23 protein-coding genes are annotated in these 26,294 nt (G+C 64.0%); 11 read left to right on the top strand and 12 right to left on the bottom strand.

The features are described 5' to 3' along the window. Positions 1 to 22: 22 nt before the first annotated feature. From SKZ59_RS19575 to SKZ59_RS19535, 9 genes are all read left to right on the top strand, one after another. A complete protein-coding gene (locus SKZ59_RS19575) occupies positions 23 to 1,033 on the top strand; it encodes a substrate-binding domain-containing protein (protein WP_319992692.1) in 1,011 nt (336 codons plus the stop codon). 299 nt (positions 1,034 to 1,332) lie between these two features. Then, complete coding sequence (locus SKZ59_RS19570) at positions 1,333 to 2,970, top strand: alpha-amylase family glycosyl hydrolase (protein WP_319992691.1); 1,638 nt, start codon at positions 1,333 to 1,335, stop codon at positions 2,968 to 2,970. Between the two features lie 84 nt (positions 2,971 to 3,054). Then, positions 3,055 to 4,140, top strand: coding sequence for a sn-glycerol-3-phosphate ABC transporter ATP-binding protein UgpC (locus SKZ59_RS19565; RefSeq protein WP_319992690.1), 1,086 nt, complete (start codon positions 3,055 to 3,057; stop codon positions 4,138 to 4,140). Between the two features lie 109 nt (positions 4,141 to 4,249). Beyond that, positions 4,250 to 5,470, top strand: coding sequence for a maltose/maltodextrin ABC transporter substrate-binding protein MalE (gene malE, locus SKZ59_RS19560; RefSeq protein WP_058047926.1), 1,221 nt, complete (start codon positions 4,250 to 4,252; stop codon positions 5,468 to 5,470). Positions 5,471 to 5,592: 122 nt separating this feature from the next. Continuing rightward, positions 5,593 to 7,104, top strand: coding sequence for a maltose ABC transporter permease MalF (malF, locus tag SKZ59_RS19555; RefSeq protein WP_072454706.1), 1,512 nt, complete (start codon positions 5,593 to 5,595; stop codon positions 7,102 to 7,104). 9 nt (positions 7,105 to 7,113) lie between these two features. Beyond that, positions 7,114 to 8,004 (top strand): maltose ABC transporter permease MalG, encoded by an 891-nt coding sequence (gene malG / locus SKZ59_RS19550; RefSeq protein WP_034757081.1) that lies wholly within the window; start codon positions 7,114 to 7,116, stop codon positions 8,002 to 8,004. Between the two features lie 2 nt (positions 8,005 to 8,006). Further along, on the top strand, positions 8,007 to 9,641 hold the full coding sequence (locus SKZ59_RS19545) for an alpha-amylase family glycosyl hydrolase (protein ID WP_072454707.1): 1,635 nt from the start codon (positions 8,007 to 8,009) through the stop codon (positions 9,639 to 9,641). Beyond that, positions 9,638 to 10,549 (top strand): carbohydrate kinase family protein, encoded by a 912-nt coding sequence (locus tag SKZ59_RS19540; protein ID WP_319992689.1) that lies wholly within the window; start codon positions 9,638 to 9,640, stop codon positions 10,547 to 10,549. Before SKZ59_RS19545 ends, SKZ59_RS19540 begins: the two co-directional genes overlap by 4 nt. 94 nt (positions 10,550 to 10,643) lie before the next feature. Further along, positions 10,644 to 11,930 carry an O-acetylhomoserine aminocarboxypropyltransferase/cysteine synthase family protein gene (locus SKZ59_RS19535; RefSeq protein WP_070218279.1) on the top strand — a complete coding sequence of 429 codons (1,287 nt, stop codon included), beginning with the start codon at positions 10,644 to 10,646 and terminating at the stop codon, positions 11,928 to 11,930. Here the strand turns inward: SKZ59_RS19535 and SKZ59_RS19530 are convergent. After that, positions 11,927 to 12,736, bottom strand: coding sequence for an SDR family oxidoreductase (locus SKZ59_RS19530; protein WP_319992688.1), 810 nt, complete (start codon positions 12,734 to 12,736; stop codon positions 11,927 to 11,929). The two genes, SKZ59_RS19535 and SKZ59_RS19530, sit on opposite strands and share 4 nt — an antisense overlap. A 165-nt stretch (positions 12,737 to 12,901) precedes the next feature. On the opposite strand from SKZ59_RS19530, the gene SKZ59_RS19525 reads away from it, so the two are divergent. Next, on the top strand, positions 12,902 to 13,459 hold the full coding sequence (locus tag SKZ59_RS19525) for a TetR/AcrR family transcriptional regulator (RefSeq protein ID WP_319992687.1): 558 nt from the start codon (positions 12,902 to 12,904) through the stop codon (positions 13,457 to 13,459). Positions 13,460 to 13,536: 77 nt separating this feature from the next. Here the strand turns inward: SKZ59_RS19525 and SKZ59_RS19520 are convergent, their stop codons facing one another. The 9 genes from SKZ59_RS19520 to SKZ59_RS19480 form a co-directional block, all read right to left on the bottom strand. Continuing rightward, positions 13,537 to 14,577, bottom strand: a complete 1,041-nt coding sequence (locus SKZ59_RS19520; RefSeq protein ID WP_319992686.1) for an AAA family ATPase — start codon at positions 14,575 to 14,577, stop codon at positions 13,537 to 13,539. Then, on the bottom strand, positions 14,574 to 15,953 hold the full coding sequence (locus SKZ59_RS19515) for a capsule biosynthesis protein CapK (RefSeq protein WP_319992685.1): 1,380 nt from the start codon (positions 15,951 to 15,953) through the stop codon (positions 14,574 to 14,576). The genes SKZ59_RS19520 and SKZ59_RS19515 overlap by 4 nt, the downstream gene beginning before the upstream one ends. After that, complete coding sequence (locus tag SKZ59_RS19510) at positions 15,950 to 16,543, bottom strand: hypothetical protein (RefSeq protein ID WP_070304279.1); 594 nt, start codon at positions 16,541 to 16,543, stop codon at positions 15,950 to 15,952. The genes SKZ59_RS19515 and SKZ59_RS19510 overlap by 4 nt, the downstream gene beginning before the upstream one ends. 83 nt (positions 16,544 to 16,626) lie before the next feature. Next, positions 16,627 to 18,390: a VWA domain-containing protein gene (locus SKZ59_RS19505; RefSeq protein ID WP_319992684.1), complete on the bottom strand. Its 1,764-nt coding sequence runs from the start codon at positions 18,388 to 18,390 to the stop codon at positions 16,627 to 16,629. Then, on the bottom strand, positions 18,387 to 19,358 hold the full coding sequence (locus tag SKZ59_RS19500) for a hypothetical protein (RefSeq protein WP_319992683.1): 972 nt from the start codon (positions 19,356 to 19,358) through the stop codon (positions 18,387 to 18,389). Before SKZ59_RS19500 ends, SKZ59_RS19505 begins: the two co-directional genes overlap by 4 nt. Positions 19,359 to 19,367: 9 nt before the next feature. Next, positions 19,368 to 19,835: a hypothetical protein gene (locus tag SKZ59_RS19495; protein ID WP_319992682.1), complete on the bottom strand. Its 468-nt coding sequence runs from the start codon at positions 19,833 to 19,835 to the stop codon at positions 19,368 to 19,370. Further along, positions 19,832 to 21,412: an AAA family ATPase gene (locus SKZ59_RS19490; RefSeq protein WP_319992681.1), complete on the bottom strand. Its 1,581-nt coding sequence runs from the start codon at positions 21,410 to 21,412 to the stop codon at positions 19,832 to 19,834. The genes SKZ59_RS19495 and SKZ59_RS19490 overlap by 4 nt, the downstream gene beginning before the upstream one ends. Before the next feature lie 74 nt (positions 21,413 to 21,486). Further along, positions 21,487 to 22,086: a glutathione S-transferase gene (locus tag SKZ59_RS19485; protein WP_319992680.1), complete on the bottom strand. Its 600-nt coding sequence runs from the start codon at positions 22,084 to 22,086 to the stop codon at positions 21,487 to 21,489. After that, positions 22,083 to 22,940, bottom strand: coding sequence for an alpha/beta hydrolase (locus tag SKZ59_RS19480; protein WP_319992679.1), 858 nt, complete (start codon positions 22,938 to 22,940; stop codon positions 22,083 to 22,085). The genes SKZ59_RS19485 and SKZ59_RS19480 overlap by 4 nt, the downstream gene beginning before the upstream one ends. 99 nt (positions 22,941 to 23,039) lie before the next feature. Here SKZ59_RS19480 and SKZ59_RS19475 point away from each other — a divergent pair, with 99 nt between their 5' ends. Next, complete coding sequence (locus tag SKZ59_RS19475; RefSeq protein ID WP_319992678.1) at positions 23,040 to 23,903, top strand: LysR family transcriptional regulator; 864 nt, start codon at positions 23,040 to 23,042, stop codon at positions 23,901 to 23,903. Positions 23,904 to 23,962: 59 nt separating this feature from the next. Here the strand turns inward: SKZ59_RS19475 and SKZ59_RS19470 are convergent, their stop codons facing one another. Continuing rightward, entirely contained in the window at positions 23,963 to 25,111 is a 1,149-nt protein-coding gene (locus SKZ59_RS19470) for an ABC transporter permease (protein WP_319992677.1), read from the bottom strand. Beyond that, complete coding sequence (locus tag SKZ59_RS19465) at positions 25,108 to 26,289, bottom strand: ABC transporter permease (RefSeq protein ID WP_319992676.1); 1,182 nt, start codon at positions 26,287 to 26,289, stop codon at positions 25,108 to 25,110. Before SKZ59_RS19465 ends, SKZ59_RS19470 begins: the two co-directional genes overlap by 4 nt. Positions 26,290 to 26,294: the final 5 nt, after the last annotated feature.

Here is a 26,294-nt window from a genome sequence, read left to right as displayed (position 1 = left end):
ACCCACCCCGACTGCAGCATCCATGAACCTCAAAAATCTCGCCAAAACGCTAGGAATATCCGAAACCACCGTCAGCCGCGCCTTGAATGGCTATCCGGAAGTAAGCGAACGCACGCGCGAGCGGGTACTGGCCGCCGCGCAGGCGGCCGGCTACCGTCCCAATCCCATGGCGCGCAGCTTGGCCGTGGGGCGCACGAATATCGTCGGCATCATCTACCCGCTGATGCCGAACGACCTGGCCGACCCCATGTTCATCGACATCGTGGGCGGCATGTCGGAAGCGCTGGAAGCGCAGCAGATGGACATGATGATCGCGCCCGCTTCGGCCACCAATGAATTCCACACCTATGAACGCATGGTCAAGGGCCGCCGCATCGACGGCCTGATCGTTGGGCGCACGAAACCGTTCGACGAGCGCATCGCCTACCTGGCGCAGCAGGGCATGCCGTTTGTCGCGCATGGCCGCACGCAGCTGAACCAGCCGCACGCCTGGTTCGACTACGACAACGAGGCCGGCATGCGCCTGGCCGTCGAGCGCCTGGCGCAGCTGGGCCACCAGCGCATCGGCCTGATCAGCGCCACGCCGGACTTGAACTTCGTGCGCCAGCGCGTCGAGAGTTTCCAGCACGCCATGCAGGCGGGCGGCTTGGCCGTCGACCCGGACAACCTGGTCGACAATGCCCACGACCGCCGCGCCGGCTACCAGGCCATGCAGCGCCTGCTGGCCCGCTCGCCCCGCCCTACCGCCGTCATCGTCGACAATCACATGTCGGGCGTGGGCGCCGTGCGCGCCCTGCTCGACGCGGGCATCGCCATCGGCAGCGAGATGTCGCTGATCGTCTGGGGCGTGATGGAAGATTCCCTGGCCGGCCACAACGTCACCACCGTCGTCCAGCCCGACCCGCGCGGCGCCGGCGCAAAAATGATCAACATGCTGCTGGCCCTGATGGACGGCACGCCCGTCACCGACCTGCAGGAACTGTGGCCGTGCGAACTGTTGCCGGGCGAGTCGGCGGGACCGGTAATTAGGTAGTTAAATATTGCATTGGCCCGCAGCAGAAAGCTGGGGTCAGTCACTGCGTGATCGGAATGGGTCCCACTGGGGCCATTCCCCCGCCGGGTCTGACCCCGGTCCTCCCACCTTGTTGTCCTGAATCACCCTCATAAAAAAATCGTATGTCTGGAGCGTGTATCGCTTTACTTTTCAAAGCGCTTTGAACTATACTCATTTCATACCCAAAGCGCTTTGAATTTTAAAATAAGACGTTCGCCTACCAACCAGCAGCGCCGCCCTGATAGCCAACGCTACAGGCAACTTTTAAGAAATCATTCATGCCGACCATCCAGAACAATCTCGCCCATCTGCCCGCCGACTGGTGGCGCAGCGCCGTCATCTACCAGGTGTATCCACGCAGCTTCCTCGACAGCAATGGCGACGGCATCGGCGACTTGCCCGGAATTACCTCCAAGCTCGACTACATCGCCGCCCTGGGCGCCGACATCGTGTGGATCTCGCCCTTCTTCACGTCGCCGATGAAGGACTTCGGCTATGACGTGGCCGATTTCTGCGACGTCGACCCGATGTTTGGTACTTTGGCCGATTTCGACCGCCTTGTGGCGCGCGCCCATGAACTGGGCTTGAAAGTGATGATCGACCAGGTGCTGTCGCACTCGTCCGACAACCATCCGTGGTTCGTGGAAAGCCGCTCGAGCCGCGACAATCCCAAGGCCGACTGGTATGTGTGGGCCGACCAGAAACCGGACGGCACGGCGCCGAACAACTGGCTGTCCGTGTTCGGCGGTTCGGCCTGGCAATGGGAGCCGCGCCGCGGCCAGTACTACCTGCATGATTTCCTCGTCAGCCAGCCCGACCTGAACTTCCACAATCCGGCCGTACAGCAGGCCCAGCTGGACAACCTGCGCTTCTGGCTCGAACGCGGTGTCGATGGCTTCCGCTTCGATTCCTGCAACTTCCCGTATCACGACCAGTTGCTGCGCGACAATCCGCCAGCCGCGCAGCGCGATGCGAGCAGCGTGTCGGCCATCAATCCCTACGGCATGCAGGCGCACGTGTACGACAAGACGCAGCCGGAAAACATCGCCTACCTGCAGCGCGTGCGCGCCGTGCTCGACGAATACAAGGCCGTTTCCATCGGCGAAGTGGGCGACGACAATGCGCTGGCCACCATGGCTGCCTACACGGGCGCCGACAAGCTGCACATGGCCTACAGTTTCAACTTGCTGACGGCGGAGTTTTCGGCCGCGCACATCCGCAAGCAAGTGGAAGAATTCGAAGCGCAAGTGGCCGACGGCTGGGCTTCCTGGTCCGTGGGCAACCACGACAGCGTGCGCGTCATGACGCGCTGGGGTGGCGAGAACCCATCGCCCTCGCTGGCCAAGGTCGTGCTGGCCGTGCAAGCCGCCTTGAAAGGTACGCCGTGCCTGTACCAGGGCGACGAGCTGGCCCTGACGGAAGCGGACATTCCTTTCGAAGCGCTGCAAGACCCGTACGGCATCCCGTTCTGGCCTCAGTTCAAGGGCCGCGACGGCTGCCGCACGCCGATGCCGTGGGTGGCCGAAGCGCCGCATGGCGGCTTCAGCACCACCACGCCGTGGTTGCCCGTGCCGCCCGAGCATCTGGCGCGCGCCGTCGACGTCGAAGAACACGATAGCGGCTCGGCGCTGCGCTTTGCGCAGAACATCCTCGCCTGGCGCCGTACCCTGCCGCAATTGCTGCGCGGCGATATCGTCTTCTTCGATGCGCCGGAACCTGTGCTGGCCCTGCGCCGCGATTTGCCCGGCCAACCGTCCGTGCTGGCTGCCTTCAACCTGGGCACGGAGGCCGTCACCTTCGCCTGGCCGGACGCGGCGGCAGCGGCCGATCTTGTCGGCCATGGCTTGCCAGGTAGTAAAGATAACCAACAGCTCAGCCTGCCTCCGCATGGCGGCTGGTTCGGCACTTTGGCGTAAATCGCAGGCTTTGGCGGCCATGCCGCCAATTACAATAACGAGCCCCGCGCATCAGCGGGGCCAAATTGAGATGATGAGGACGACATGGCAGGACTGAAATTAGCAGGGCTGAAGAAGGCATATGGCGACGTGCAAACCCTGCACGGCATCGACCTGGAGATCGCCGATGGCGAATTCATGGTCTTCGTGGGTCCGTCGGGTTGCGGTAAATCCACCTTGCTGCGCAGCATCTGCGGCCTGGAAGAAATCAGCAGCGGCGACTTGTTCATCGGCAAGACCCGCATGAACGACGTGCCGCCCGCCAAGCGCGGCATCGCCATGGTGTTCCAGAGCTACGCACTGTACCCGCACATGAGCGTGGCGCAGAACATGGCCTTCGGTCTCAAATTGGCCGGCATGAGCAAGGTGCAGATCGCCGACGCCGTGCAGCGCGCCGCGCAAATCCTGCGCATCGAACCTTTGCTGGAACGCAAACCGAAGGACTTGTCGGGCGGCCAGCGCCAGCGCGTGGCCATCGGCCGCGCCATCGTGCGCAAGCCCGACGTCTTCCTGTTCGACGAACCGCTGTCCAACCTCGACGCATCGCTGCGCGTGCAGATGCGCATCGAACTGGCGAATTTGCACCGCGAATTGCGCTCGACCATGATTTACGTCACGCATGACCAGGTCGAAGCGATGACCCTGGCCGACCGCATCGTCGTGCTCAACGCGGGCCGCATCGAACAGGTGGGCGCGCCGCTCGAGCTGTACCACCACCCGGCCAACCTGTTCGTGGCCGGCTTCCTCGGTTCGCCCCGCATGAATTTCCTCAAGGGCAAGATCCACAGCTATGCCGACGGCGTGGCCACCATCGCCACCAACGCGGGCGGCATGCTGCAAGCCGTGTTGACGCAGCCATTGGCCAGCGGCACCCCCGTCACCGTCGGCGCGCGTCCCGAACACGTACAGGCATGCGCGCCCGGCGCCACGGCCGCCATCACGGCCACCGTGCAGGCCGTGGAAAAACTGGGCGACATCAGCTATCTGTACGTGCACGTAGCAGGCGGCGACGAGCCGCTGGTCGTGCGCGCCGATGCGGAAACGGACTGGACCATTGGCCAATCCGTGGCGCTGCAGGTGGCGCCCGCCCGCGTCCACGTATTCGACGAGCACGGCCAGACCCGTACCTGATTCCGCATTTAAAGGGCCAGGCGCTACAGGCGCCGCCTGGCCTGGTTGTATCGTTTCAGCCTTGATACTCAACATAAACTTAGCATAAAAAAAGATACTGGAGATTGACATGTCCTTCACGCACCCGAAACGCAGCTTCATCAAAACCACCCTGATCGCCGCCGCCCTGGCCGGCATCGGCAACCTGGCCGCCGTCAGCATGGCGAACGCGGCCGAAGCAGGCACCCTGCTGATCTGGATCAATGGCGACAAAGGCTACAAGGGCCTGGCCAAGGTCGGCGAAGAATTCACCAAGAAGACGGGCATCAAGGTCGTCGTCGAGCATCCGGAAGATGCGCCGAACAAATTCCAGCAAGCGGCCGCCGCCGGCAAGGGTCCGGACATCTGGATCTGGCCGCATGACCGCATCGGCACCTGGATCGACGCCGGCTTGCTGCAACCATTGACGCCAAGCAAAGAAGCGCGCGCCGCCATCCTGCCGCTGGCCTGGAACGCCTTTACGGTGAGCGGCAAGACCTGGGGCTATCCGATCTCCATCGAAGCCGTCGCCCTCGTCTACAACAAGGACCTGGTGCCAACGCCGCCAAAAACCTTCGAGGAAATCGCCGCACTGGACAAGAAATTGTCCGCGCAAGGCAAGAAAGCCATCCTGTGGGATTACACGAATACCTATTTCACGTGGCCATTGCTGGGCGCGGGCGGCGGCTTCCCGTTTGAAGTCAAGTCCGACGGCCGCTACGATGCAGCCAAGACGGGCGTGAACAATGCCGGTTCGCAGGCGGGCGTGAATGCGCTGATGACCCTGATCAACAGCGGCGCCATGCCGAAGGGTGCCGGCTACGCGGAAATGGAAGCGGGCTTCAACCAGGGCAAGATCGCCATGATGATCAACGGCCCATGGTCGTGGGACAATGCGCGCAAGTCGAAGATCAACTTCGGCGTGGCAACGATCCCTACCGTGGCAGGCAAGACGGCCACGCCATTCGTGGGCGTATTGGGCGCGATGATTTCCAAGGCCAGCCCGAACAAGGATTTGGCGACAGAATTCCTGGAAAACCAGATGCTGCAGATCAATGGCCTGAAAACCATCAACGCCGACGTCCCGCTGGGCACGCCAGCCAACAAGGTGCTGTTCGCGGAACTGAAAGCCAATCCGAACATCCAGGCAACGATGGAAAGCGCGCAAGCGGGCCGCCCGATGCCGAACAACCCGGAAATGGGCCGTTTCTGGTCGTCGATGCAATCGGCGCTGGAAAACATCACGCAAGGCCGCCAGACGACCAAGGATGGCCTGGATGCGGCGGCGAAGCGGATTACGACGGCGAATTAATCAGTATCGCGCTGCATCACGTAACTTCACGAAATCCGGGGTCAGACCCGCCGGGTCTGACCCCAGCTCTCCGTTGCGTACAAGTTCAACGCAAACAGCATCCATCTTCACAGGTATCCATCGTGCGCAAGTTTATCGGCCCTACGGTATTGACCATCAGCATGGCGCTGGGTCTGTATCTGCTCTTCATGTTGTACATTTCCGGCCAGACCATGCTGGCCGCCGTTTTCCTCGGCTTGCTGACCCTGACGACGTTTGTCTTCACGTCGCCGCGCGCCTATGCCTACCGTTATCTGTTTCCCGGCATCACGGCGGTGATCGTCTTCGTGCTGCTGCCGATGGTGTACACGGTGTCGATCGGCTTTACCAATTTCAGCTCGCGCAACCTGCTCACCTATGAACGGGCCACGCAATATTTGCTCGACGAAACGCAGCGGGTGGAAAGCGCCGGCTATGCGATGACCGTGCATGCCGACAACAAGGAATACCGCTTGCGCCTGGAAAGCCCGGACACGGGCGAAGTGCTCTTGACGCAGCCGCTGGCCCTGAAGCGCGCCGTGCCCCTGAACGTGGAGGTAGCACCGGTCGATCCCGTGCAGGCGCCCGTGCTGGCCGCGCCGCTGGGCATCAAGGACATCATCGCCCTGCAAAAAGATTTGAAACTGCTCACCCTCGTGCTGCCGAACAAGATCGAGCTGCGCATGGTGGGCTTGCGCGAATTCGGTCCCGTCGCGCACGTCTACAAGCAACTACCGGACAAGACCCTGAAGAAGATCGCCACGGGCGAACTGGTCACGCCGAACTTCAAGACGGGCTTTTATGAAATGCCGGATGGCACGAAACTGGAGCCGGGCTTCAAGGTCAACGTCGGCTTCGCCAACTTCGTCAAGATTTTCTCCGATGAAGCGTTCCGCGGCCCCTTCCTGCGCATTTTTGTCTGGACCATCGTTTTCGCCCTGATCAGCGTGGCCACGACGACAGGCCTGGGCATGGTATTGGCTGTACTGCTGAACTGGGATGCGCTGCGCTTCCGCGGCCTGTATCGCACCCTGCTGTTCCTGCCGTACGCCGTGCCGGGCTTCATTTCCATCCTCGTCTTCAAGGGCTTGTTCAACAATAACTTTGGTGAAATCAACCTCGTGCTCGACGCCCTGTTCGGCATCAAGCCCGCCTGGTTCTCGGACACCACCCTGGCCAAGGCCATGATTTTGATCGTGAATACCTGGCTCGGCTACCCTTACATGATGGTGGTGTGCATGGGCTTGATCAAGGCGATTCCGTCGGACCTGTACGAAGCCTCGGCCCTGGCCGGCGCGGGACCGCTGACGAATTTCTTCAAGATCACCCTGCCCCTGATCATCAAGCCGCTCACGCCGCTGATGGTGGCCAGTCTCGGTTTCAACTTCAATAATTTCGTGCTGATCAGCTTGCTGACGGGCGGGCGTCCCGATTTCCTCGACACCACCTTGCCGGCCGGCACGACGGACTTGCTTGTGTCCTACACCTACCGCATCGCGTTCGAGGATTCCGGCCAGAACTTTGGCCTGGCTGCCGCCATCTCGACCCTGATCTTCTTCCTCGTGGCCGCGATTTCGCTGGTCAACATGCGCCTGACGCGCATGAACAAAGCATAAAGGACAGCCATGGCTATCGTTGTCGACCGTTCCAACCGCTGGCGCATCCTGGCGGCCCACGTCGCCGTGATCGCGCTGATCGCGCTGGTGATGTTCCCCTTCCTGATGATCCTGTCGATCTCCCTGCGGCCCGGCAATTTCGCCTCGGGCAGCCTGATACCGCCCGAGATCAGCTTCGAGCACTGGCGTTTGGCGCTGGGCATGTCCTACCAGGCGCCCAACGGTGCCCTCGTCGAACCGGATTTCCCTGTGCTGCTGTGGCTGTGGAATTCCATCAAGGTAGCCAGCATGAGCGCCACCGTCACCGTGCTGCTGTCGACCACCTGCGCGTATGCGTTCGCGCGCATGCAGTTCCGTTTCAAGTCGCAGACGCTGTCCGCGCTGATGCTGCTGCAGATGTTCCCCGCCGTGCTGGCCCTGGTGGCCATCTACGCCATCTTCGACGTGCTGGGCAGCTACGTGCCATGGCTGGGCATCGACCACCACGGCAGCCTGGTGCTGGCCTACACGGGCGGTATCGCCCTGCATATCTGGACCATCAAGGGCTACTATCAAACCATCCCCATCGAGATCGAGGAAGCGGCCAAGGTCGACGGCGCCACGCAGTGGCAAGCGTTCGTCTACGTGCTGCTGCCGATGACGGTGCCCATTCTGATGGTGGTCTTCCTGCTGTCGTTCATCGGCGCCATCATCGAGTACCCGATCGCTTCCGTGCTGCTGCATGAACAGAACAACCTGACCCTGGCCGTCGGCTCGAAGCTGTTCCTGTACGAGCAAAAATACCTGTGGGGCGACTTCGCCGCGGCCGCCATCTTGTCCGGCCTGCCCATCACGGCCGTGTTCCTGCTGGCGCAAAAATGGATGATCTCCGGCCTGACGGCTGGCGGCGTGAAAGGCTGACCATGCGGCGCACCCTGACTACGCTGGCCGCCCTGCTGTTGTGCGCTTCGGCGCAGGCAGGGAGCTTTGCCGAGAATCCGATTGTCTACTTCGCCGTGACAGACCGTTTCGCCAACGGCAATCCCGGCAACGACCACAGTTATGGCCGCGCCGCCGACCCGCAAGGCGGCGACGTCGGCAGCTTCCACGGCGGCGACATCGCCGGCATCACGCAGCAGCTCAAAGCCGGCTACTTCAAGGAACTGGGCGTCAACGCCCTGTGGATCACGGCGCCGTACGAGCAGATACACGGCTGGGTGGTGGGCGGCAAACAGCAATTCCAGCACTACGCCTACCACGGCTACTGGGCGCTCGACTACACGACGATGGACGCCAACATGGGCACGCGCGAGGAATTGCGCGAAATGATCAACACGGCCCACGCGCAAGGCATCCGCGTGCTGTTCGACGTGGTGCTGAACCATCCCGGCTATGCGGACCTGCGCACCCTGTCCGAATACAAGGTGCCCGTGCTGTGGCCTGGCCACGAAAAGGCCGTGCTGCGCGACTATCACAGCTTCATCGACTACAACAACTTCGAATTCAAGCAGTGGTGGGGTCCAGACTGGGTGCGCGCCGGCTTGCCCGGCTATTCAGACGGCGGCAAGGACGACTACACCATGCAGCTGGCCTACCTGCCCGACTTCCGCACGGAAAGCGGCAAGGCCGTGGGCTTGCCGCCGATTCTGCAGCGCAAAGCCGATACACGCGCCGTCGCCCTGCCCGACACCACCGTGCGCGGCTACTTGGTGCATTGGCTGGCCGACTGGGTGCGCGAATTCGGCGTCGACGGTTTCAGGGCCGACACCGTCAAGCACGTGGAGCCGGCCAGCTGGCTGGCCCTGCGCGCGGCGGCCACCGATGCCCTGGCCGACTGGAAGGCGCGCCACCCGCAGCAGAAAATCGACGACGCACCATTCTGGATGACGGGCGAGGCATGGGGCCATGGCCCCGAGCGCAGCAGCTGGCATGACGCGGGATTCGACTCGATGATCAATTTCGATTTCCAGAATCGCGCGGGCGGCGACTGGAAAAGCATCGATGGCGTGTACCGCCAGTACGCGGGCCTGCTGGGCAAGGGCCCGGGCCCCCGCCACGACATCCTGTCGTATATCTCGTCGCACGACACCAGCCTGTTCCCGCGCGACCGGCTGAAGCATGGCTTGTCCGCCCTGCTGCTGGCGCCAGGCGGCGTGCAGCTGTTCTACGGTGATGAAAGCGCGCGCCAGCCCGGCGTGGCGCCCATCGGCGACGAACAGCAGGCGACCCGCTCCGACATGAACTGGTCTTCGCTCGATGGGGCCACCCTGACGCATGCACGCAAGCTGGGCCAGTTCCGGCTGCGCCACCCTGCCCTGGCGCGCGGCGAACACCGGTTCATCAACGACAAGCCGTATGCGTTCGCCCGCGTGATACAGGATGACGCCATCATCGCCGTGCCCGAGGCGCAAGGCGCGCTCGAACTGAAGGTGCACGGCGTGTTCGCCGATGGCACACAACTGCGCGACGCCTACACGCATCAAACTTATATCGTCAAGGAGGGTGCCGTCGCCGTGAACGCGGCCGGCACCGTCCTGTTAGAAAAGGCAGCACCATGAGCAACTATGACATCTTAGTGGTCGGCGGCGCCGGCATCGACACCATCGTCCGCGTCCCCGACCTGCAATTGCCCGTGGCCGATTCGCTGCATGTGCCACCCATCCGCGACTACGTGGCGCACACGGGCAATGGCGTGGCGCTCGGTTGCCATGCGCTGGGCTTGCGCTGCAAGTTCATCGACTTCATCGGCGACGATGCGCAAGGCGCGGCCATCCTGCAGCGCTACAAGGAAACCAGGCTCGATTTCTCGCACATCGTCGAGCCTTCGGGCACGCGGCGCAGCGTCAACCTGGTCGACCCGCAAGGCCGCCGGCTGTCGCTGTACGACGGCCGCCACCCGGAAGACGTGCGCATGCCGGCCGCCTTCTATCTGCCCTACCTGGGCCCGGCCCGCCACGCGCACTTTTCCATCATGGGCTGGGTGGCCGAACTGTTTGACGATGCGCAGGTATGCGGCACGACGGTGTCGACCGATCTGCACGACTGGGATGGCATCAACCCGCACCACAAAAAATTCGCACTGCGCGCCGACCTGGTCTTCCTCAGCACGGCGGCGCTGGGCGAGCGCCGGGACGACGTCATGCGCGCCATCATCTCGGAAGGCCGCGCACAAGCCGTGATCGCCATGGCGGGCGCGTACGGTGCCTACCTGCTGGAACGCACGAGCGGCGAAGTGCGCCACTATCCGACGGCAGGCTTGACGCTGCCCGTGGTGGACACGAATGGCGCCGGCGACTCGTTTGTCGCCGCCTTCTTGCACGCCTGGCTCGATGGCGCGGGCATCGACACCGCCATGCGCCGCGGCGCCATCGGCGGCGCGTTTGCCTGCGCACAGAACGGCACGCATGAACGTTTCATCGGCCTGGCGGAGCTGAATGACTTATATCAAGACAGCACTAGCTTATGACTTAATATTCTATCAAGCGTAGCAACGCGCTAATGGTCGCATGGCACAATGGCTGCGGATTTCACCACCGCATACCATCGACACCGGAGACCACATGAGAATCGAAACCCTGGCCGTGCACGCCGGCTACACCCCCGACCCGACCACGAAGGCGGCGGCAGTCCCCATTTACCAGACGGTGGCCTACGCCTTCGACAATGCCCAGCATGGCGCCGACCTGTTCGACCTCAAGGTGGCAGGCAATATCTATACGCGCATCATGAACCCCACGCAGGACGTGCTGGAAAAACGGGTCGCGGCGCTGGAAGGCGGCGTGGCCGCGCTGGCCGTGGCGTCGGGCATGGCGGCCATCACCTATGCGATCCAGACGATTGCCGAAGCGGGCGACAATTTCATCTCCGCCAGCCAGCTGTATGGCGGCACCTACAACCTGTTTGCCCACACCCTGCCGCAGATCGGCATCGAAGTGCGCTTCGCCGACGCGCGCCAGCCCGAGACCTTCGCCGCCCTGATCGATGCGCGCACCAAGGCCATCTTCTGCGAATCGATCGGCAACCCGCTGGGCAATGTCACCGATGTGGCGAAACTGGCCGAGATCGCGCATGCGCACGGCATCCCGCTGATCGTCGATAACACGGTGCCCAGCCCCTATCTGTTCCGCCCCATCGAGCATGGCGCCGACATCGTCGTCCATTCGCTGACCAAATACCTGGGCGGTCACGGCACCACCGTGGGCGGCGCCATCGTCGACAGCGGCAAATTCCCGTGGGCCGAGCACAAGGAACGCTTCAAGCGCCTGAACGAGCCGGACGTGTCGTATCACGGCGTCGTCTACACGGAAGCGTTCGGCCCCGCCGCCTTCATCGGCCGCGCGCGCGTCGTCCCGCTGCGCAACATGGGCGCGGCCATTTCACCGCTCTCCGCCTTCCAGCTGATCCAGGGCATCGAGACCCTGGCCCTGCGCATGGACCGCATCTGCGACAACACGCTGGCCCTGGCCAAACACCTGAAACAGCATCCGAAGGTCGCGTGGGTCAATTACGCGGGCCTGGAAGACCACCCGGACCACGCGCTGGTGAAAAAATACATGCACGGCCGCGCCTCGGGCATCTTGTCCTTCGGCCTGAAACTGGCGGCTGGCGAGGATCCGCGCGCGGCAGGCGCCCGCGTGCTCGACGCCCTGCAGCTGTTCACGCGCCTGGTCAATATCGGCGACGCCAAGTCGCTGGCCACGCACCCTGCTTCCACGACGCACCGCCAGCTCAATCCCGAGGAACTGGCCAAGGCGGGCGTGTCCGAAGACATGCTGCGCCTGTCCGTCGGCATCGAGCATATCGACGACTTGCGCGAAGACCTCGAACAGGCGCTCAACGCCGCTTAAGCGCTGCCTTTGACGCCATAGCGCGATGCCGGCTTGCCGCGCATCGCGCCCGCGAACAGGGCCAGGCGGGCCGCGTCAAAACGCTCCCACAAGGCCTGGTCTTCCACCGAAGGCAAGGTTACCAGCTCGCCCTGGTCCAGGCCCGCCAGCGCCGCATCGACGCAGTCTTCCGCGCGCATGATGGTCGCCTGGTCCAGCTGTGCCAGCGGCACGCCGCTCAATTCCCAGATTTCCGTCGCCGTCGACGCGGGCAGCACCAGCTGCACCGTGATGCCCGTGCCGGCCAGTTCCTGCTGCAAGCCCCGCGTGAAATTCATCACATAGCCCTTGGTGGCGCTGTAGATCGTGCTGACGGGCAGGATGTGGAAGGACAGCACGGAGCCGATGTTGATGATGGTGCCCCGGTTGCGCTGCTTGAATTGCGGCAGCACGGCGTACGTCAGCTGCGCCAGCGCCGCCACGTTGACCTGGTCCATCGCGGCGATACCCTCGCGTGGCGAGTCCACGACGGCGCCCAGGGTCGAGACACCCGCGTTATTGACCAGCATGGTGATGGCTGGGTTGCTGGCCAGTTCTTCGGCCACGCGCTGCAGGTCGGCCGGTGCGGCCAGATCGGCCGCCATGGCGCGCACGGCCACGCCATATTTTTCCGCCAGCGAGGCAGCCAGGGTGCCCAGGCGCTCGACCCGGCGCGCCACGAGGATCAAATCGAAGCCGCGCGCGGCCAGACGGTCCGCATACACGGCGCCCAGGCCGGACGAGGCGCCGGTGATGAGGGCCGTGCCTTGGGTAGTAACTGCATTCATGATCATTCCTTCTTCAGTATGGGGTGGGTTGAGGCCATCAAACATGATAGCCATCATGCTTCAACACATTAAATATGACGGTCATCATGTTTAATGTGTTGAAGCATGACGAACATCATGTATGATGTCAACCATTATTTTTTGAATCGCGATCAGGAGCCTGCCATGCGTTATCCCGCCGAAGAAACCGCCGAAAAGCACCAGCGCATCCTGACGCAGGCGGCGCGGCTATTCCGTGAAAAGGGTTACGACGGCGTCAGCGTGGGGCAGATCATGCAGGCGACGGGACTCACGCACGGCCCCTTCTACAACCATTTCGCCTCGAAGGAAGCGCTGATGGCCGAAAGCACCCTGCACGGCTCGGAACATTCGCGCGTGGCGCTCGATGCGGCGACCATCAGCCCGGAAGCCATGCGCCAGTACGTGCGCGATTACGTAAGCGCGGCCCATCGCGACGCACCGGGCGATGGCTGTCTGCTGGCGGCGCTGGCCGGCGACGCGCGCAAGCAGCCGGCCGTGCGCCCTGCCTTCACCTTCCACCTGAAAGCCATCATCGGCAAGCTGGCAGCGCATTTCCCGTGGAAAAAGAAAAATCATGCGCGGCAAGACGCCATCGTCATGCTGTCGGCCATGATGGGCGCCGTGGCGCTGGCGCGCGCCGTCGACGATGAAGCATTTTCCGATGAAATCCTGAAAGCCGTGAACACAGCTTTTACCGCGTAGGTCGGATTAGCGCGCGAGCGCGTAATCCGACAACATTGTTGACGTATGTGGTGATGTCGGATTACGGCCCTTCGGGCCTAATCCGACCTACGCGCAAGCAACTGGGCGACTTGCCCGACCCTGTCTGCGACCGTGCCTGACACATTGACATAGACAATGCCCCGCCGCGCCAGTTCGGCCTGGTACCACGCATGCTGGCGCGCACGGAAATCCTCGTCGCGGCGCGTGCCGTCCTGGATGAAGGGAAAATCGGGGGCGCACAGCAGCACCAGGTCGTAGCCGTGTTCGGCCAACTGCGCCAGTTCCTGCTCGGCCTTGCCGAACATCTCGACGCAGTAGAAATACGTGGTCATGGGCGAGGTATCGCAGAACAGCCAGCGCCGCGCGGCCAACAGCGCCTGCGCTTCGCGGCGCAGCTGCTCGCGGCCGATCTTGAGTAAATCATCATAGGCCAACACGCCATCCTGGCTTTCCCACAATTCGCGGCCATACTCGGCCACCCAGGCCGTCTCGAAATGCGCCGCCAGCGCGGCCGACAAGGTGGTCTTGCCGCTCGATTCGCCACCGAGCACGCACACGCGCGTGACAAAATCGGCGCGCACGATGGGTGACAAGAAGGCGCTGTGCGCATGTGGATCTTGCCGCGCCACGGTGCCGGACACGGGCACCAACGTTCTCGCCTGATCCACGCTCACGTGCGCCACAGGCCCGCTCGCATAGTGCCGTTCCAGTACCTGCGCAAAGCCGGGGCCATACTCTTCGCTGGTAAAGACGGCATCGACGGGCCGCTCCAGCACCGTCCAGCACAGCCAGCCCATGAAGTGGCGATGCGCGTCTCCATCGTCGTCGTTGTGCGGCAAGGTCCGCACCGGCACGCCGCGCGCGGCACACAGCGCGGCCAGGCGCGCATCGTCCAGCACGACGATGTGCGCCTGGGGGAACTGCGCGCGCAGCCAGCGTTCCCGGCGCGGCGGCTCGCAACCGGGAAATTCGGGCTTGGTGTAACTGACCACCAGCAGTTCTTCGCTGGCGTCTTGCGCACGATGGAGCAACAGTTCGTGGCCCTGGTGCAGCGGGCAGAATTTGCCGACCACGAGGCCGCGCTTGTAAAGGTTCATGCTGCCGCTTCCTGCAAATCCGAGGTGTATTGAATGATCTTGTCTTCCGCCAGCAAAGTCTCGACCGTGATGGCGCCGAAAAAAGGCGCGAGCAAGGCGCGCGCCCGGTCAGCCTGCGGCATGGCGCCCGGCGCCAGGCGCAGTGCGATGGCGCCATCGCCATGCTGGTGCACGCCGAACAGGGCGATGGCCAGCGGTTTCAAGGCGTGCGTGATGTCGATATTATTGATCCATTCGCCGTTGACCGTGCGATAGCGCAAAGGGCTGCGTCCCGCCAGCCCCACCAGCACGGGGCCGTGCGGGCCGTGCGCCAGCGAAGCGTAATCGCCCGTGCGGTAGCGCACGAGGGGCAGGCAGAAATTGAAGCCTCCCGTCACCGTGATTTCGCCGCGCGCGCCCTCGGGCACGGGCAGGCCCGCGCCATCGAGGATTTCCACGTACAGCCGGTGCTGCAGCAGCACGTGGCCGCCCGCCTGTTCGTCGTAGACGGCGACGGGTCCCACTTCATTGAGCGAATAAATATCGAGCACGGGGCAACCGAATGCCGCTTCCAGGCGCGCGCGCATGCCGGGCAACAACATCATCGACACGGACATCAGCGCGGCCGGCTTGTGCGCCATGGGCAAGGCCAGCAGTTCGGCAAACGAGATGGGGTCGCCCGCGATCAGCTCCGGCGCCATGGCGTCGAGGTAGCGCGCGCGGTCGTCCGGGTCGCGCCAGTCGTCCACGTGCAGGTTGATCTTCGCCAGGCCCGATTCGTTCATCGTCGGCGTGACGGAGACATAGGTGAAGCAGCTGCGCTGGTGCCCCAGCAGCATCACGCCCACCTGTCCCGCTCCATGGCGCAGGGTCACGCCGAAGCGGCGTAGCGCGCGCTTGTGGAAGGCCAGGTAACGGCCCGCCACCAGCGGGTGCGAAGCGATCAGCAGCGGATGGCCCGTGGTGCCCGTCGTCTGGAAGTTGATCATGCGCGCCAGGTCCGCATCGTCGGGCACGAAGGCGGCGATGTCGTGCGCCAGCTCGGCGCGGCTGATGGGCGCCACGTCCGCAAGGCGCGCGGGTGGCGAGCCGCAGGCGCGGTAATGGGGCACCGTGGCGTAGACCGTCCCGAGAAAATCCGCCAGCCAGGGCGGCGGCGCATCGGCGCCCCAAGCGACTACCGCATCCATGACCTCCCGCTCGTAGGCGCGCAGTGATTCGACCTCCGCTGCCAGCAGCTTGTTGCCGCTGCGGTTGCGGTACTGGGGCGCGCTAGGATGGCTGCGCATATGCGCGAGCATGCGCGCGCCCGCTGGCGTCAGGGTGGGGCAGTAGTCGCGGTCCGATTCCCAGGCGCCGCCAGGCAGGTTGACGTCAGGTTTGCCAGCGAGCGTCATTCGCGCGACCACTTGTCGGCCGATTCCTCGGCCGCCTTCTTCGCCAGCGCCTCGCGGATTTCGCGCGCGCGCTGCTCGGCCAACCGGCTCGCTTCGAGCAGGCGGCGGCGTTCCGTGCCGCTGATGGCGGACAATCTGTCCGTCGCCTGCGCCACACTTTCGTCGCGCGGCCGAAAACCCAGGCGCGCCAGCACGATGCGCGCCAGTTCCTCGCGCCGCTCGGGATCCTGCGTGAACTGGTGGGCCGGCGTGGCGGCGGCCAGTTCACGCGCCGCCTCGCCCAGCACTTGCAGCAAGGCTGGCTGCGGCAACTGCTGGCCGGTGAACCAGTCGTCGGCCAGCAGCCAGCACACGATCATGGCCAGCGCCAGCCGGTTGCGGTCCGCCTTCACTTGCGCGCCGATAAACCCCTGCAAGGACGCGGCGGGCGCACGGGCGCCATGCAGCAGCAAAATGTCGTTGACCAGCGCGGCCACGGCCACGGCCTGCGCATTGGCGACGCCGGCAATGCGCGGCTCGGCGAGGAATTCGACGGGCGTGTCGGCCAGGCGGTGGGTCAGGGTTTCGAGGTGGGGACCAGAGATATTCATGGGCCTTTTCTTAATACAGTGATGCGCAAATTTAGCCCAAAAAGCAAAGGCTGGGGTCAGACCCGGCGGGTCTGACCCCGGATTTAAACATAGTGGCGCCGGCTGAACGCCCGCGCAAAGTCCAGCAAGTCCTCGTAGCGCTCGACGGCGTGGATATCCCAGCCCTGCTCGCGGCGCGCGCGCTTCAAGTCGTCATAGGTTTTCTGCAGCCACTTGTTAGCCGCCGCGCCCTCCCATTCGCGCTCCAGGTTCAGGGCCATGGTGCCGCCCGCGCCCCCCTGCGCCAGCGCCTTGGCGGAAATATCCCAGCCGCTGTTGCCCAGTTCATCGTTGTCGAACATGGTGGTGATGCCATCGTCGGAAATCATCAAAATGTGCGCGGGCCGTTCCCGTTTGGCCGCATAAGTCTGGCGCAGGCGGTGGATGGGGAAGCATGTGCCGCCGCCGAAAAACTCCGTCAGCACGCCCAGGATCATGTCTTCATCGCGCACGAAACCCGGCGTTTGCATCACCTCGTTCTTGCCGCTCCACAGGGTCACCTGCACTTTCGCGCCGGCGCGCAAGGCCGATAGCGCGATGACGGCGCCAGCCAGGGTCAAAAACGAGGTATGCGCCTGCGGGTTCGGCATGGAACCGGAACTGTCCACGTACATATCGAGGTCGACGGGCACGGCGTCGATGGCGCGCGCCGGTTCGCGGCCATACACGCGGCGCACGGTGGTCACGCCCGGCACGGGGCGCGGCGACTGCATCACCGATTGCAGCCAGTCGATGTCTTCGAGCGGGTCACCGATTTCCCACGGTTCCAGCCCTTCCATCTGCGGTTCCTGCGATTCGGGCGCGGGGCGGCTGGGGAACGCCACCAGGTGCGGCAAGGCCCGCTCGCGGTAATAGCGGATGGCGATTTCATGGTCGCTCAGGTCCACGCCCGACGCCTTTAGAATGTCGCCCAGCTCGAACGGTTCGCGCAGCTGGCCGCCGCCCTGCCTGGCCGCCGGCTCGGCAGGCGGCTCATCCCCATCGAGGCCCGAGATGCGCTTGTCGTGCACGGGATGGATGGCACCGTCCTCCTCGTCATCCTCGATCTGCTGCGCGCCATACGTCTGGCAGCCACGGGCTGCATCGCGCGTGTCGAGCAGATAGCGGCTCGGGCTCAGAGCGTCCGTGTCTTCCACCAGGTAAGGCAGCAGCAAGGTGGCGAAGCGGCCCGCCGCCAGCATCCAGTCGTTCGCATACACGCGTATCAGGCGCGCGCCGAGCCAGGCGTCCGTGTCCAGCCGCTCGTCAGCCTGGCCGCCACCGAGCTCGCCCTTTTCCAGCTGCCACAAGTTTTCGTAGATGCGCATGTACAGGGTCCACACGCCGCCGCTGCTTTTTGCGTCCGCATCCGCCGCGCGTCCCTGCTGCAGCTTGCGGTAGATGTCGGCCATGCGCAGGTTCGCCTGGCGCTGCAGGCGATCGTTGATGAACAGGTCCGTGTACAGATTGGCCACCATGGGCGCGTGCTGCTCCAGGGTGGGCAAGGCGCGGCGCATGCGGGCCAGCAGGCGGAACTGGTCACTGGCGCTGCCCGGCGCGAGGATGTGGTGGCCGATTTCATGGGCGAGCACTTCCAGCGCATAGTCGTTCAGGCCCAGCTCCGTCACCAGCGGCAAGTCCACCACCACGCTCTGGTCCAGCAAGCGGATCATGGCGAAACTGCCGGACAAGCCCTGCTTGCTGGCTTCGACGCGGCTGGCGCACAGGTTCGGGTCGCGCAAGCGCGTAAATTTGCTCCACACGGCCAGGGCCTCGGGCCAGGCGGCGCGCCAGGCGTCGATCAGCGCGGTGTCGGCGGTCGTCTTCATGCGAGCGGCAGCAGGCGGATCGCGTGCGACCACGGCGACGTGATGGCCAGCGTATGCGCATTCGCGGCGATGGCGATGTCACCGGCAGGCAGGTCGAGCGCGATGCTGCGCGCGCCGATATGCACGGTCGTCCCATCGAGGCGCACGGACGATGGCATGCCGGTATTGGCCTGCTCAAACTCCTGCGCCGTGGCGCTGTGCAGCACGGCGCCATAGGCATCGGCCACCAGCAGGTAGTGGCGCTCGGCGCTGCGCACGACAAAACCGTCGTTTGTTGCGCGCACCTGCGGCGGCGTGCCGAAGTCGCCACCGAGGCCGCTGAAGCTGCCGAACTCCCTGCCCTCGGCGTTGCCGCGCCAGGGATAGTCCAGCAACTGCGCCCGCACCTGCGGCCATTGCGCACTCGGCTCGTCAAACGCGGCCAGCGCCAGCGCGGGCGGCAAGGTATCGGCGGCGGCCAGCGCGCCCTGGCGGAAATGCGCGACGCCGGCGCGCCATGCCAGCACCTGGCCCACGGCGCGCAGCTGCGCGACGCTGCCGACTTGCGGCGCCACCGCAGCCAGCTCGCGCTGCCATTGCGCGGGCCGCGCTCCGGGCACGCTCCCCAGGTGGATGGCGGCGTTGCTGAGCATGCCCAGCACGTCGACGGGGGCCGTCGCCAGCAGCGGAGCAAACAGCGGCGCCAGTTCGCACCACACGGTATTCAAGAACGGGTTTTTCGCCGCCGGGCCGGCCAGGCCGTGGCCCACCAGTTCCAGTGCCATGTCATAGGCGGCCAGGGTGGCGCCGCCCACGCGCTCGGGCGCAGCGGCGGCCACGGCCAGCACCAGCGGATCGACGCCATCGTGCAAGAAGGCGCCAAAGGCGGCCATGTCGAGCGAGGGAAAGCGCCGGCGCGCTTCCGCTGCGCGTGCATTGAACTGGGCGCGGCCGCTGGCGAGTATCGAGGCAAAAGCAGGAGAAATCATCGCGGCCCGTCAGTCGCTATGCGAAAAGTGCAGCAGATAGCGTTCGCCATCGCGCTCGAACGCGATCTCGTCCCAGTGGATCGCGTACCACATTGGTGGCGTCATCGTCACGGCGTGCAGGGAAAATCCACCGAGCGCGTCGTCGATCGATTCCATGAAGGAGGCCACCAGCTGCGCGCGGAAGCGCCCCGGTGGCGCCGCCTGCATGTGCCGCGACGAGAAAAACCAGCGCTGGCACACCTGCTCCAGCTGCGCGCGCCCGCACGGCACCGTATGGATATGCCACAGGTCGGCCGGCAAGTCGTGCGCGGGGGCGATGACGTGCAAGGCATAATCTTCCACGCGCAAACCCAGCGCCGTGGCGAGATCGGGCGCATCGGGCAGGCGCTGCAACTCGTAGCTGGCGCACAGGTCGCTCGCTTCGCCATTGAGCAGGGCCAGCGCTTCCAGGAAGCCTTGACAACGCAGGACGCTCATTGCGAACGCAGCCAGCTGCGGTAGTTCGTATAGCGCTGGTGCAGGTATTTGAGCTTCAACAGGTCGTCGTACAGAGGACCATACAGTTTTCTCCCCTTCGTGCGTTCAGCGATCAGCTTTTCGATGCGGTTCAAACGCGCCAGGGTTTCGCGTTCGCTGACGCCATCGAGGCCCAGGTCGAATTCGGCCGACAGCACGCCGACAGGATCGTCGCGGTCCAGGTCCAGGCGGTTGAATTCATCGTTCGACAGGTCGAACAAACGGCGCAGCCAGCCCAGTCTGTCGCTGCGGTAGGCGGCGTTTTCCGGCAGCGCGAAAAATGGCGCGTCCGGGTCCGGCTGCAGCTTGTTATGCAGGACGAATGGCAGCACCTGGCGCAAGTCTTCCAGCTCCACCTCGCCATTGCCGCGGAAATACGCCATGGCCTTGGCGTAGATCATCAGCGCCATCAGGGTGCGCACGGAGATGCCGTTCAAGGTCTGGCAGCCCAGGTCTTTCAGGCGGTCACGCCCATTGTCGGCCGCCTGCGCCTGCCCCCGGTCGGCGCCGGCCAGGCGAGCCGTGTCCTTGGTCATGTATTCGAACTGGCCGCCGGCCGTCTCGAACAGCTCGAACTGGCTGGCGAAGAATTCCAGGCGCCGGCGCACGGCGTCGGGGATATCCACCTGGCGGATCGCTTCGCCGATCTGGTCCACTTCCGATTCCGTGAAGATGATATCGGGCGGCACCAGCTCTTCGGGGCGCACGTTTTCTTCCACGCGCAGCAGCAGTTCATTTAAAAAGCGGGGATTGAAGGCGAGCGCCTGCACCGTCACGTCGACCCGGTCGCGCAGCGCCTCGATCACCTGGTAGGTGCCGCCGCCCTGGTCGTCGTTGGCCGTCAGATACCAGGCAGCCTCTGGACATTCGTAAATATGGTTCAGCACTTCCGCATAATTGTCGCCCATGACGGTGAGCAGCGCGCTTTGCGTGCGCGTGGGGATGCGGTTGTATTCATCGACGATTTTCACGCGCATGCCCAGCCAGGCGCGCCAGGCGATGCGGATATCGTCCATGCTTTGCGCGTTGACCAAATCGGCGGGCAGCGGATTGCCGAGCAAGTCGGCCACCGTCATCTGCGGGTGGCCATGCTGCATGGCGCGTTTGACTTCCTTGACGGTGGAGCCGGCCAGCACGCCCATCAGCAAGGCGCTGGCCGTCTTGCCCCGCCCCGGCCCGCCGACGAACAGGCATTTGCGGCGCGTGGCGAACGTCAGCAGCGGCAGCAAAATGAAACTGGAATAGCTTTGCGCCGACGGCAGATTCAGGGTGCGCCGGCTGTCGCCCACGGAATACGTCTGCGACGGGCCATCGTTGTATTCGATATCGTAATGGGGACTGATGATGGCGTGGTTGACGATCCAGAAGTAGGCCTGGCGCAGCTTTTCATCGAAAGGCCGCGCCTGCGCCTCGCCTTCCGCTCCCAGCGCGATTGGTCCCTGGTACAGATCGGCCACGTCGAACTGCCGCGCAACGGGCGCGGACTTGGGTTTGGTGGGGGCCTGGGACAGGCGCTGGAACAGATTAAAAGACGGCATGACAATACTCTTCCGTTAAGGAAATGAAATTATTGCACAAGCCGCCTGCAATGACCGGTTCGGATGAAAGCAGATTAGCCCGCCATCGGCGTAGCCAGAAACACCGGCTGCCGCTCGGCCAGCGCCGTCAGCGCGGCCACGGCCGGATAGTCGCCGGCCGCCATCACGTCGGGCACCATCTGCTGAGCAAAACTCCAGACCACCGCAATGGTGATGCCGGCCATACTCAGGCAGTCCGGCGCCTCTTCGCGCAGTGACGCTTCCAGCTGCCGCCAGGCCCCATGCAATTGCAGCTGGATCCGGTCCAGCCAGGGCTGGTGCTGTTTTTCCTGCGGGCGCAAGCGCCGCTCATAGACGATCTGCACGGCCTTGTCGCAGGCCGCCAAAGCATAGCTGGTCTGGCACAGCGCGCGCAGGCGTGCAGGCTCCGGCCTGATGCGGGGAGCATGCTGGGCCAGCGCCTCCAGATATGCGAGGATCAGGGTCGAGTCCATCAGCACCTGGCCGTCGCTGGTGACCAGGGTCGGCACTTTGACGGCAGGATTGATCGCTTGTACCTGGTCGAAATCGGAAAACACCGACAGGGGCCGGTGTTCATATTCCAGACCCAGCACTTTCATGCCAATGGCAACGCGCCTGACGTAAGGCGAATCGAGCATTCCGATCAATATCATGGTCCCCTCCTCTCCATCTGATGAATAAACGCGATCACTTGTGCCGCGACGGCCGCTGGCGCATCCTCCATCAGGAAGTGCCCGGCCTCGTCAAACAGGTGCAAGGTGGCGCCGGGAATATCGTGCTGCAGGCGATGGCCATAAGTGACCGGCTGCCACTCGTCCTGCCGGCCCCATAAGACCTGTACCGGCAAGGTCAACTGCGGCAGTTTTTCGGTAAAGTCCATCGTATAGCAGGCGTTATAGTGCGCCACCTGGTGCTGGTAAAACGAGGGCTGCCCCACCACGCCGCACAGCGGCTCCAGGTAACACCGCAAAAGCTCGCCCTGCATCGTGTCCTTGTGAAAAACGGCCATGCCCAGCTGGCGCGCCATCGTGGCGCGATGCTCGCTGGCCGGCATCAAAGCACACCGGGCGAAGTCGTCGCGCAGATGCTTCCAGGTGGGCGATGGCCAGGAATCGTAGCTGGGCGCGTCGGCGATGCTCAAGCTGCGCAGGCGCGCCGCATGGTCGAACGCCAGGCGCAGCGCAATGGCGCCGCCGATATCGTGGCCAAACAAATGGGTGGTCGGCAATTGCCAGTGGTCGAGCAAGGCCGCCAGCAAGGTCACCTGCGCCGCTACCGAGGTGTCGGCTTCGACGGGCCGCTCGGATCGTCCGAAGCCCAGCAAGTCATACAGGTGCACGTGGAAACCGGCATCGACGAACAGCGGCACCAGTTCGCGCCAGATAATGCTGTGCGCCGGCGTGCCATGTACCAGCACCAGCGGCGTGCCTGCACCATGGATGCCGGTGGCGATACGCTGGCCGTGGATCAGGGCATGGTCATTCAACAGCGGTTCTTGACTCCTCATCAGATGTCCTTTTGTTTGCAGAACCTGCAGGCTAAGGCTAGACTGAACATGACACCAGTGACATTCTTTTTACTTTCAATCCAACTTTTGTCATAACCCATGAATTTACGCCTATCCGTCGACGCCCTGCGTGTATTCAGGGCAGTGGTACAAACCGGCAGCATGAGCCAGGCCGCCAGCTTGCTCCATCTGAGCCAGTCGGCCGTCAGCTGGAAAATCAAGCGGCTGGAGCAGCAGCTCGATTGCCAGCTGCTGGCGCGCAGCGGCGGGCTGTTTGGCACGACCGACCAGGGAGCCGTGCTGCTGCGGCATGCGCTCAACATACTCGACGCCCACGATGACGCCGTCGCCCATTTTTCGCCATCGGCGATGCAAGGCCGGCTGCGCATCGGCGTGACGGAGCAGATTTCATTGGCCGACGTGTGCGCGGTGCTGTCGCAGTTCTCGCATCACCACCCCAAGGTCGATGTGCAGCTGGTGGTGGAGCAAAGCCAGGTATTGCGCGAACGCTTTGCCGACGGCGTGCTCGATGTGATTTTGCACCAGGATTTTGCCGGCAAGGCGGCGCCGGGCGACACGCTGTTATGGACAGAAACGCTGCATTGGTGCGCAGCCACGGCAGAGCAGGCTTTGCCGGGAGAGACCGTCAAGCTGATCACCTACGGGCCACACTGCTTTTACCGCCGGCTGGCCGAGGAAAAGCTGGGCCAGGCCGGCATGGCCTGGAGCGTGGGCCTGGAATGCCCATCGGTGGCGGGCATGCTGACCGCCGTTGCCGCCGGCCTGGGCATGGCTGTGGTCAATGAACGCAAGCTGGGCCAGGGCGTGCACCGGCACGCGGCACTGGAACGGCTGGCACCGCTGCCCCGCGTCGACAGCCTGCTGCGGGCCAATGACAACCTGCCCGACCCCGTGCGTGACGGTTTTTGCCAGCTGCTGCTGGCGGCATTGCAGAAAGCTTGATGGATCCCGTCGCTAACGATGCGGCAGTTGGGGCTCCAGCTCTTTCCCTGGTTTCATGCTCATCCTTGCTGGACGATGGTCGCTGGCGCCTCGGCGCGCCAGCGCCACCAGCCCAGCGCCACGCAGGCTACCAGTAGGGCCAGCAAGCCCGCCACTTCATGGCGGATTTCATACACCGAGGCCCCCATCTGGTTCAGCGCGACAAAGCCCTGGATGCCGGCCGTCGATGGCAGCAGCCAGCGCAGCCATTGCAGCACGACGGGCATGGAAGACACGGGCCAGGTCAGGCCCGCCAGGAACAGCACGGGCATCGAGGTGGCGATCATCAGCTGCGTGCCCCGTTCGCGCGTGCGGAACAGCATGCCCAGCAGCATGCCGAACGCCGCTTCCGCCAGCGAGAACAGCACCAGCAGCAAGAGCATGCCGCCGAAGTTGCCGCCACGGGGATAATCCTGGAACCAGAAGACAAAGCCGAAGAAATAGCAGCAGTTGAGGAAAGCCACGCAGGCAAACGCCAGCAGCATGCCCATATATCCGCCCGCCGTGCGCTTGCCTGCCACGGGGAAACTCTTGCGCTGGTACCAGGTGCCGAACAGCATGGTCATGCCGATCAGCAAAGTCTGCTGCACGATCAAGGTGGCCACGCTAGGCACGACATACGCGCCATAGCCTTCCTTGACGTTAAACAGGGGCACGGCGTCGAAGGCGATGGGCGAGCGCTGCTCATTGGCCTGGATGCCCGACGGCGTGCCCGCCCCCAGACGTTTCAATTCGATACCGGCCGACACCGTGCCCACCACTTCGGCCAGGCCATTCAGGGCCACCTTGTTGAGCATCAGATACAAGCCGTTGCCCGCCACTTGCGCGTGGGCGGCGCGGCCGGCCAGCACGTCCGTCTGTAAGCCGTCGGGAATGATCAGCACACCCATGACCTCATCGCGCCACAATAAATCCTGCGCGACGGGCAGGTCCGGCGTGACGGCGATCACCTCCAGCGACGGATGGGCCATGGCAAAGCGCGTCAGCTGGCGCGACATGGCGCTGCGGTCCTGGTCGACGACGGCCACGGGCACGCGCTGGACGATTTCCGTCGAGTATGGCAGCGGATAAAAGAAGGAATAGATGATGCCGCCGATGAACAGCAAGGTCAGCGCGCCCTTGTCCGTCAGCATGGCGCGCCAGGTGGCGAGGAAGGATTTCCACATCATGTGCGTCCCCAGGCGGCAGGCGTATTCGCGCGGCGCGCCAGCAGGAGTATGCCCACGGCGCCGCAGCCGATGGCGATACCGGCCAGTATCAGCATTTCCTGTACGCCATAACGCCACGGCGCGCCGGCCAGCCAGTATTTCGTTTGCAGCTGCAGATAATGCGTGAGCGGCAAGGCTTCCGCCCAAGCGCGGGCCGGCGCCGGCATGGCCATCAGGGGAAAGGCCTGGCCCGCAAACGCGAAGGCCGGCGCCGTGATGAAGGCCGCGCCCGACAGCGCCAGACGCAGGGATAATGTCGCGGCGATCAGCAAGGTGGCCAGGCCGCAATAGGCCAGCACCAGCAGCAGCATGCTCAGTAGTAACGCCGGCAAGCTGCCCGCCACGGCCCAGCCCCGCGCCAGGCTGAAGAACAGCAAGTACAGCAGCGCCAGCGCGCAGTAGGCGATGAGGGGAAACAGCAGCTTGGCGCCGATGGCGCGCAGCCAGCTGCCCTCCGCCGAGGCCAGCCATTGCGGCACCGTTCCATCGCGCAACTCGCGTCCTATGCTCGTGACGATGGCGACGACGATGAAAATCTGCAGCATGGCCGGCATCAGGGCCAGGGTCAGAAACGCTTCATAGCTGATGTTTTCATTGTATAAACTGTTCAAGGTCGTGCGTATCGGTTCGAACTGGGCGGCAGCCTGCACGCCCGACATGCCTTTTTTCGCGCGCGCCGTCATCTCGATGCCGGCCGACAAGGTCGTGCTGACCGTGCGCACGTCGCGCAGCAAGGCACCTGCGTGCGAGGAAAATTGCGCGTTGTACAGCCATTGCACGGTGGCTTGGCGTTCGCCCAGCAATTTCTGCTCGAAATCGTTCGGGATCAGCAGGTAGCCAAACGCCGTGCGCTCGCGCAAGCGGTGCAGGGCTTCGTCGCTGGACGCCACTTTCGCCGCCACCTTGATGCCGGGCGAGGCGTCGAGCCAACGCGTGAGCTGGCGCGACAAGGTGGAGTTATCGTTGTCGATGACGACGATGGGCAAGTCGCGCGCGATGCCGGCCGAAAACACCAGCCACAGCATGCCGCACAGCACGACCGGAATCCAGCTGAGCATGCCAAAGTCCCAGAAGTCGCCGCGCAAGCGCCGCCACTCGCGTGCCAGCGCCGAAACCGGCTCTTTATCCGCTTCGTTCATCTAGT

The organism is Janthinobacterium sp. GMG2, assembly GCF_033949445.1.
Lineage (GTDB): Bacteria > Pseudomonadota > Gammaproteobacteria > Burkholderiales > Burkholderiaceae_D > Janthinobacterium > Janthinobacterium aestuarii.
The sequence above is the reverse complement of the archived record's forward strand: the minus strand, read 5'-3'. Positions and strand labels throughout refer to the sequence as shown.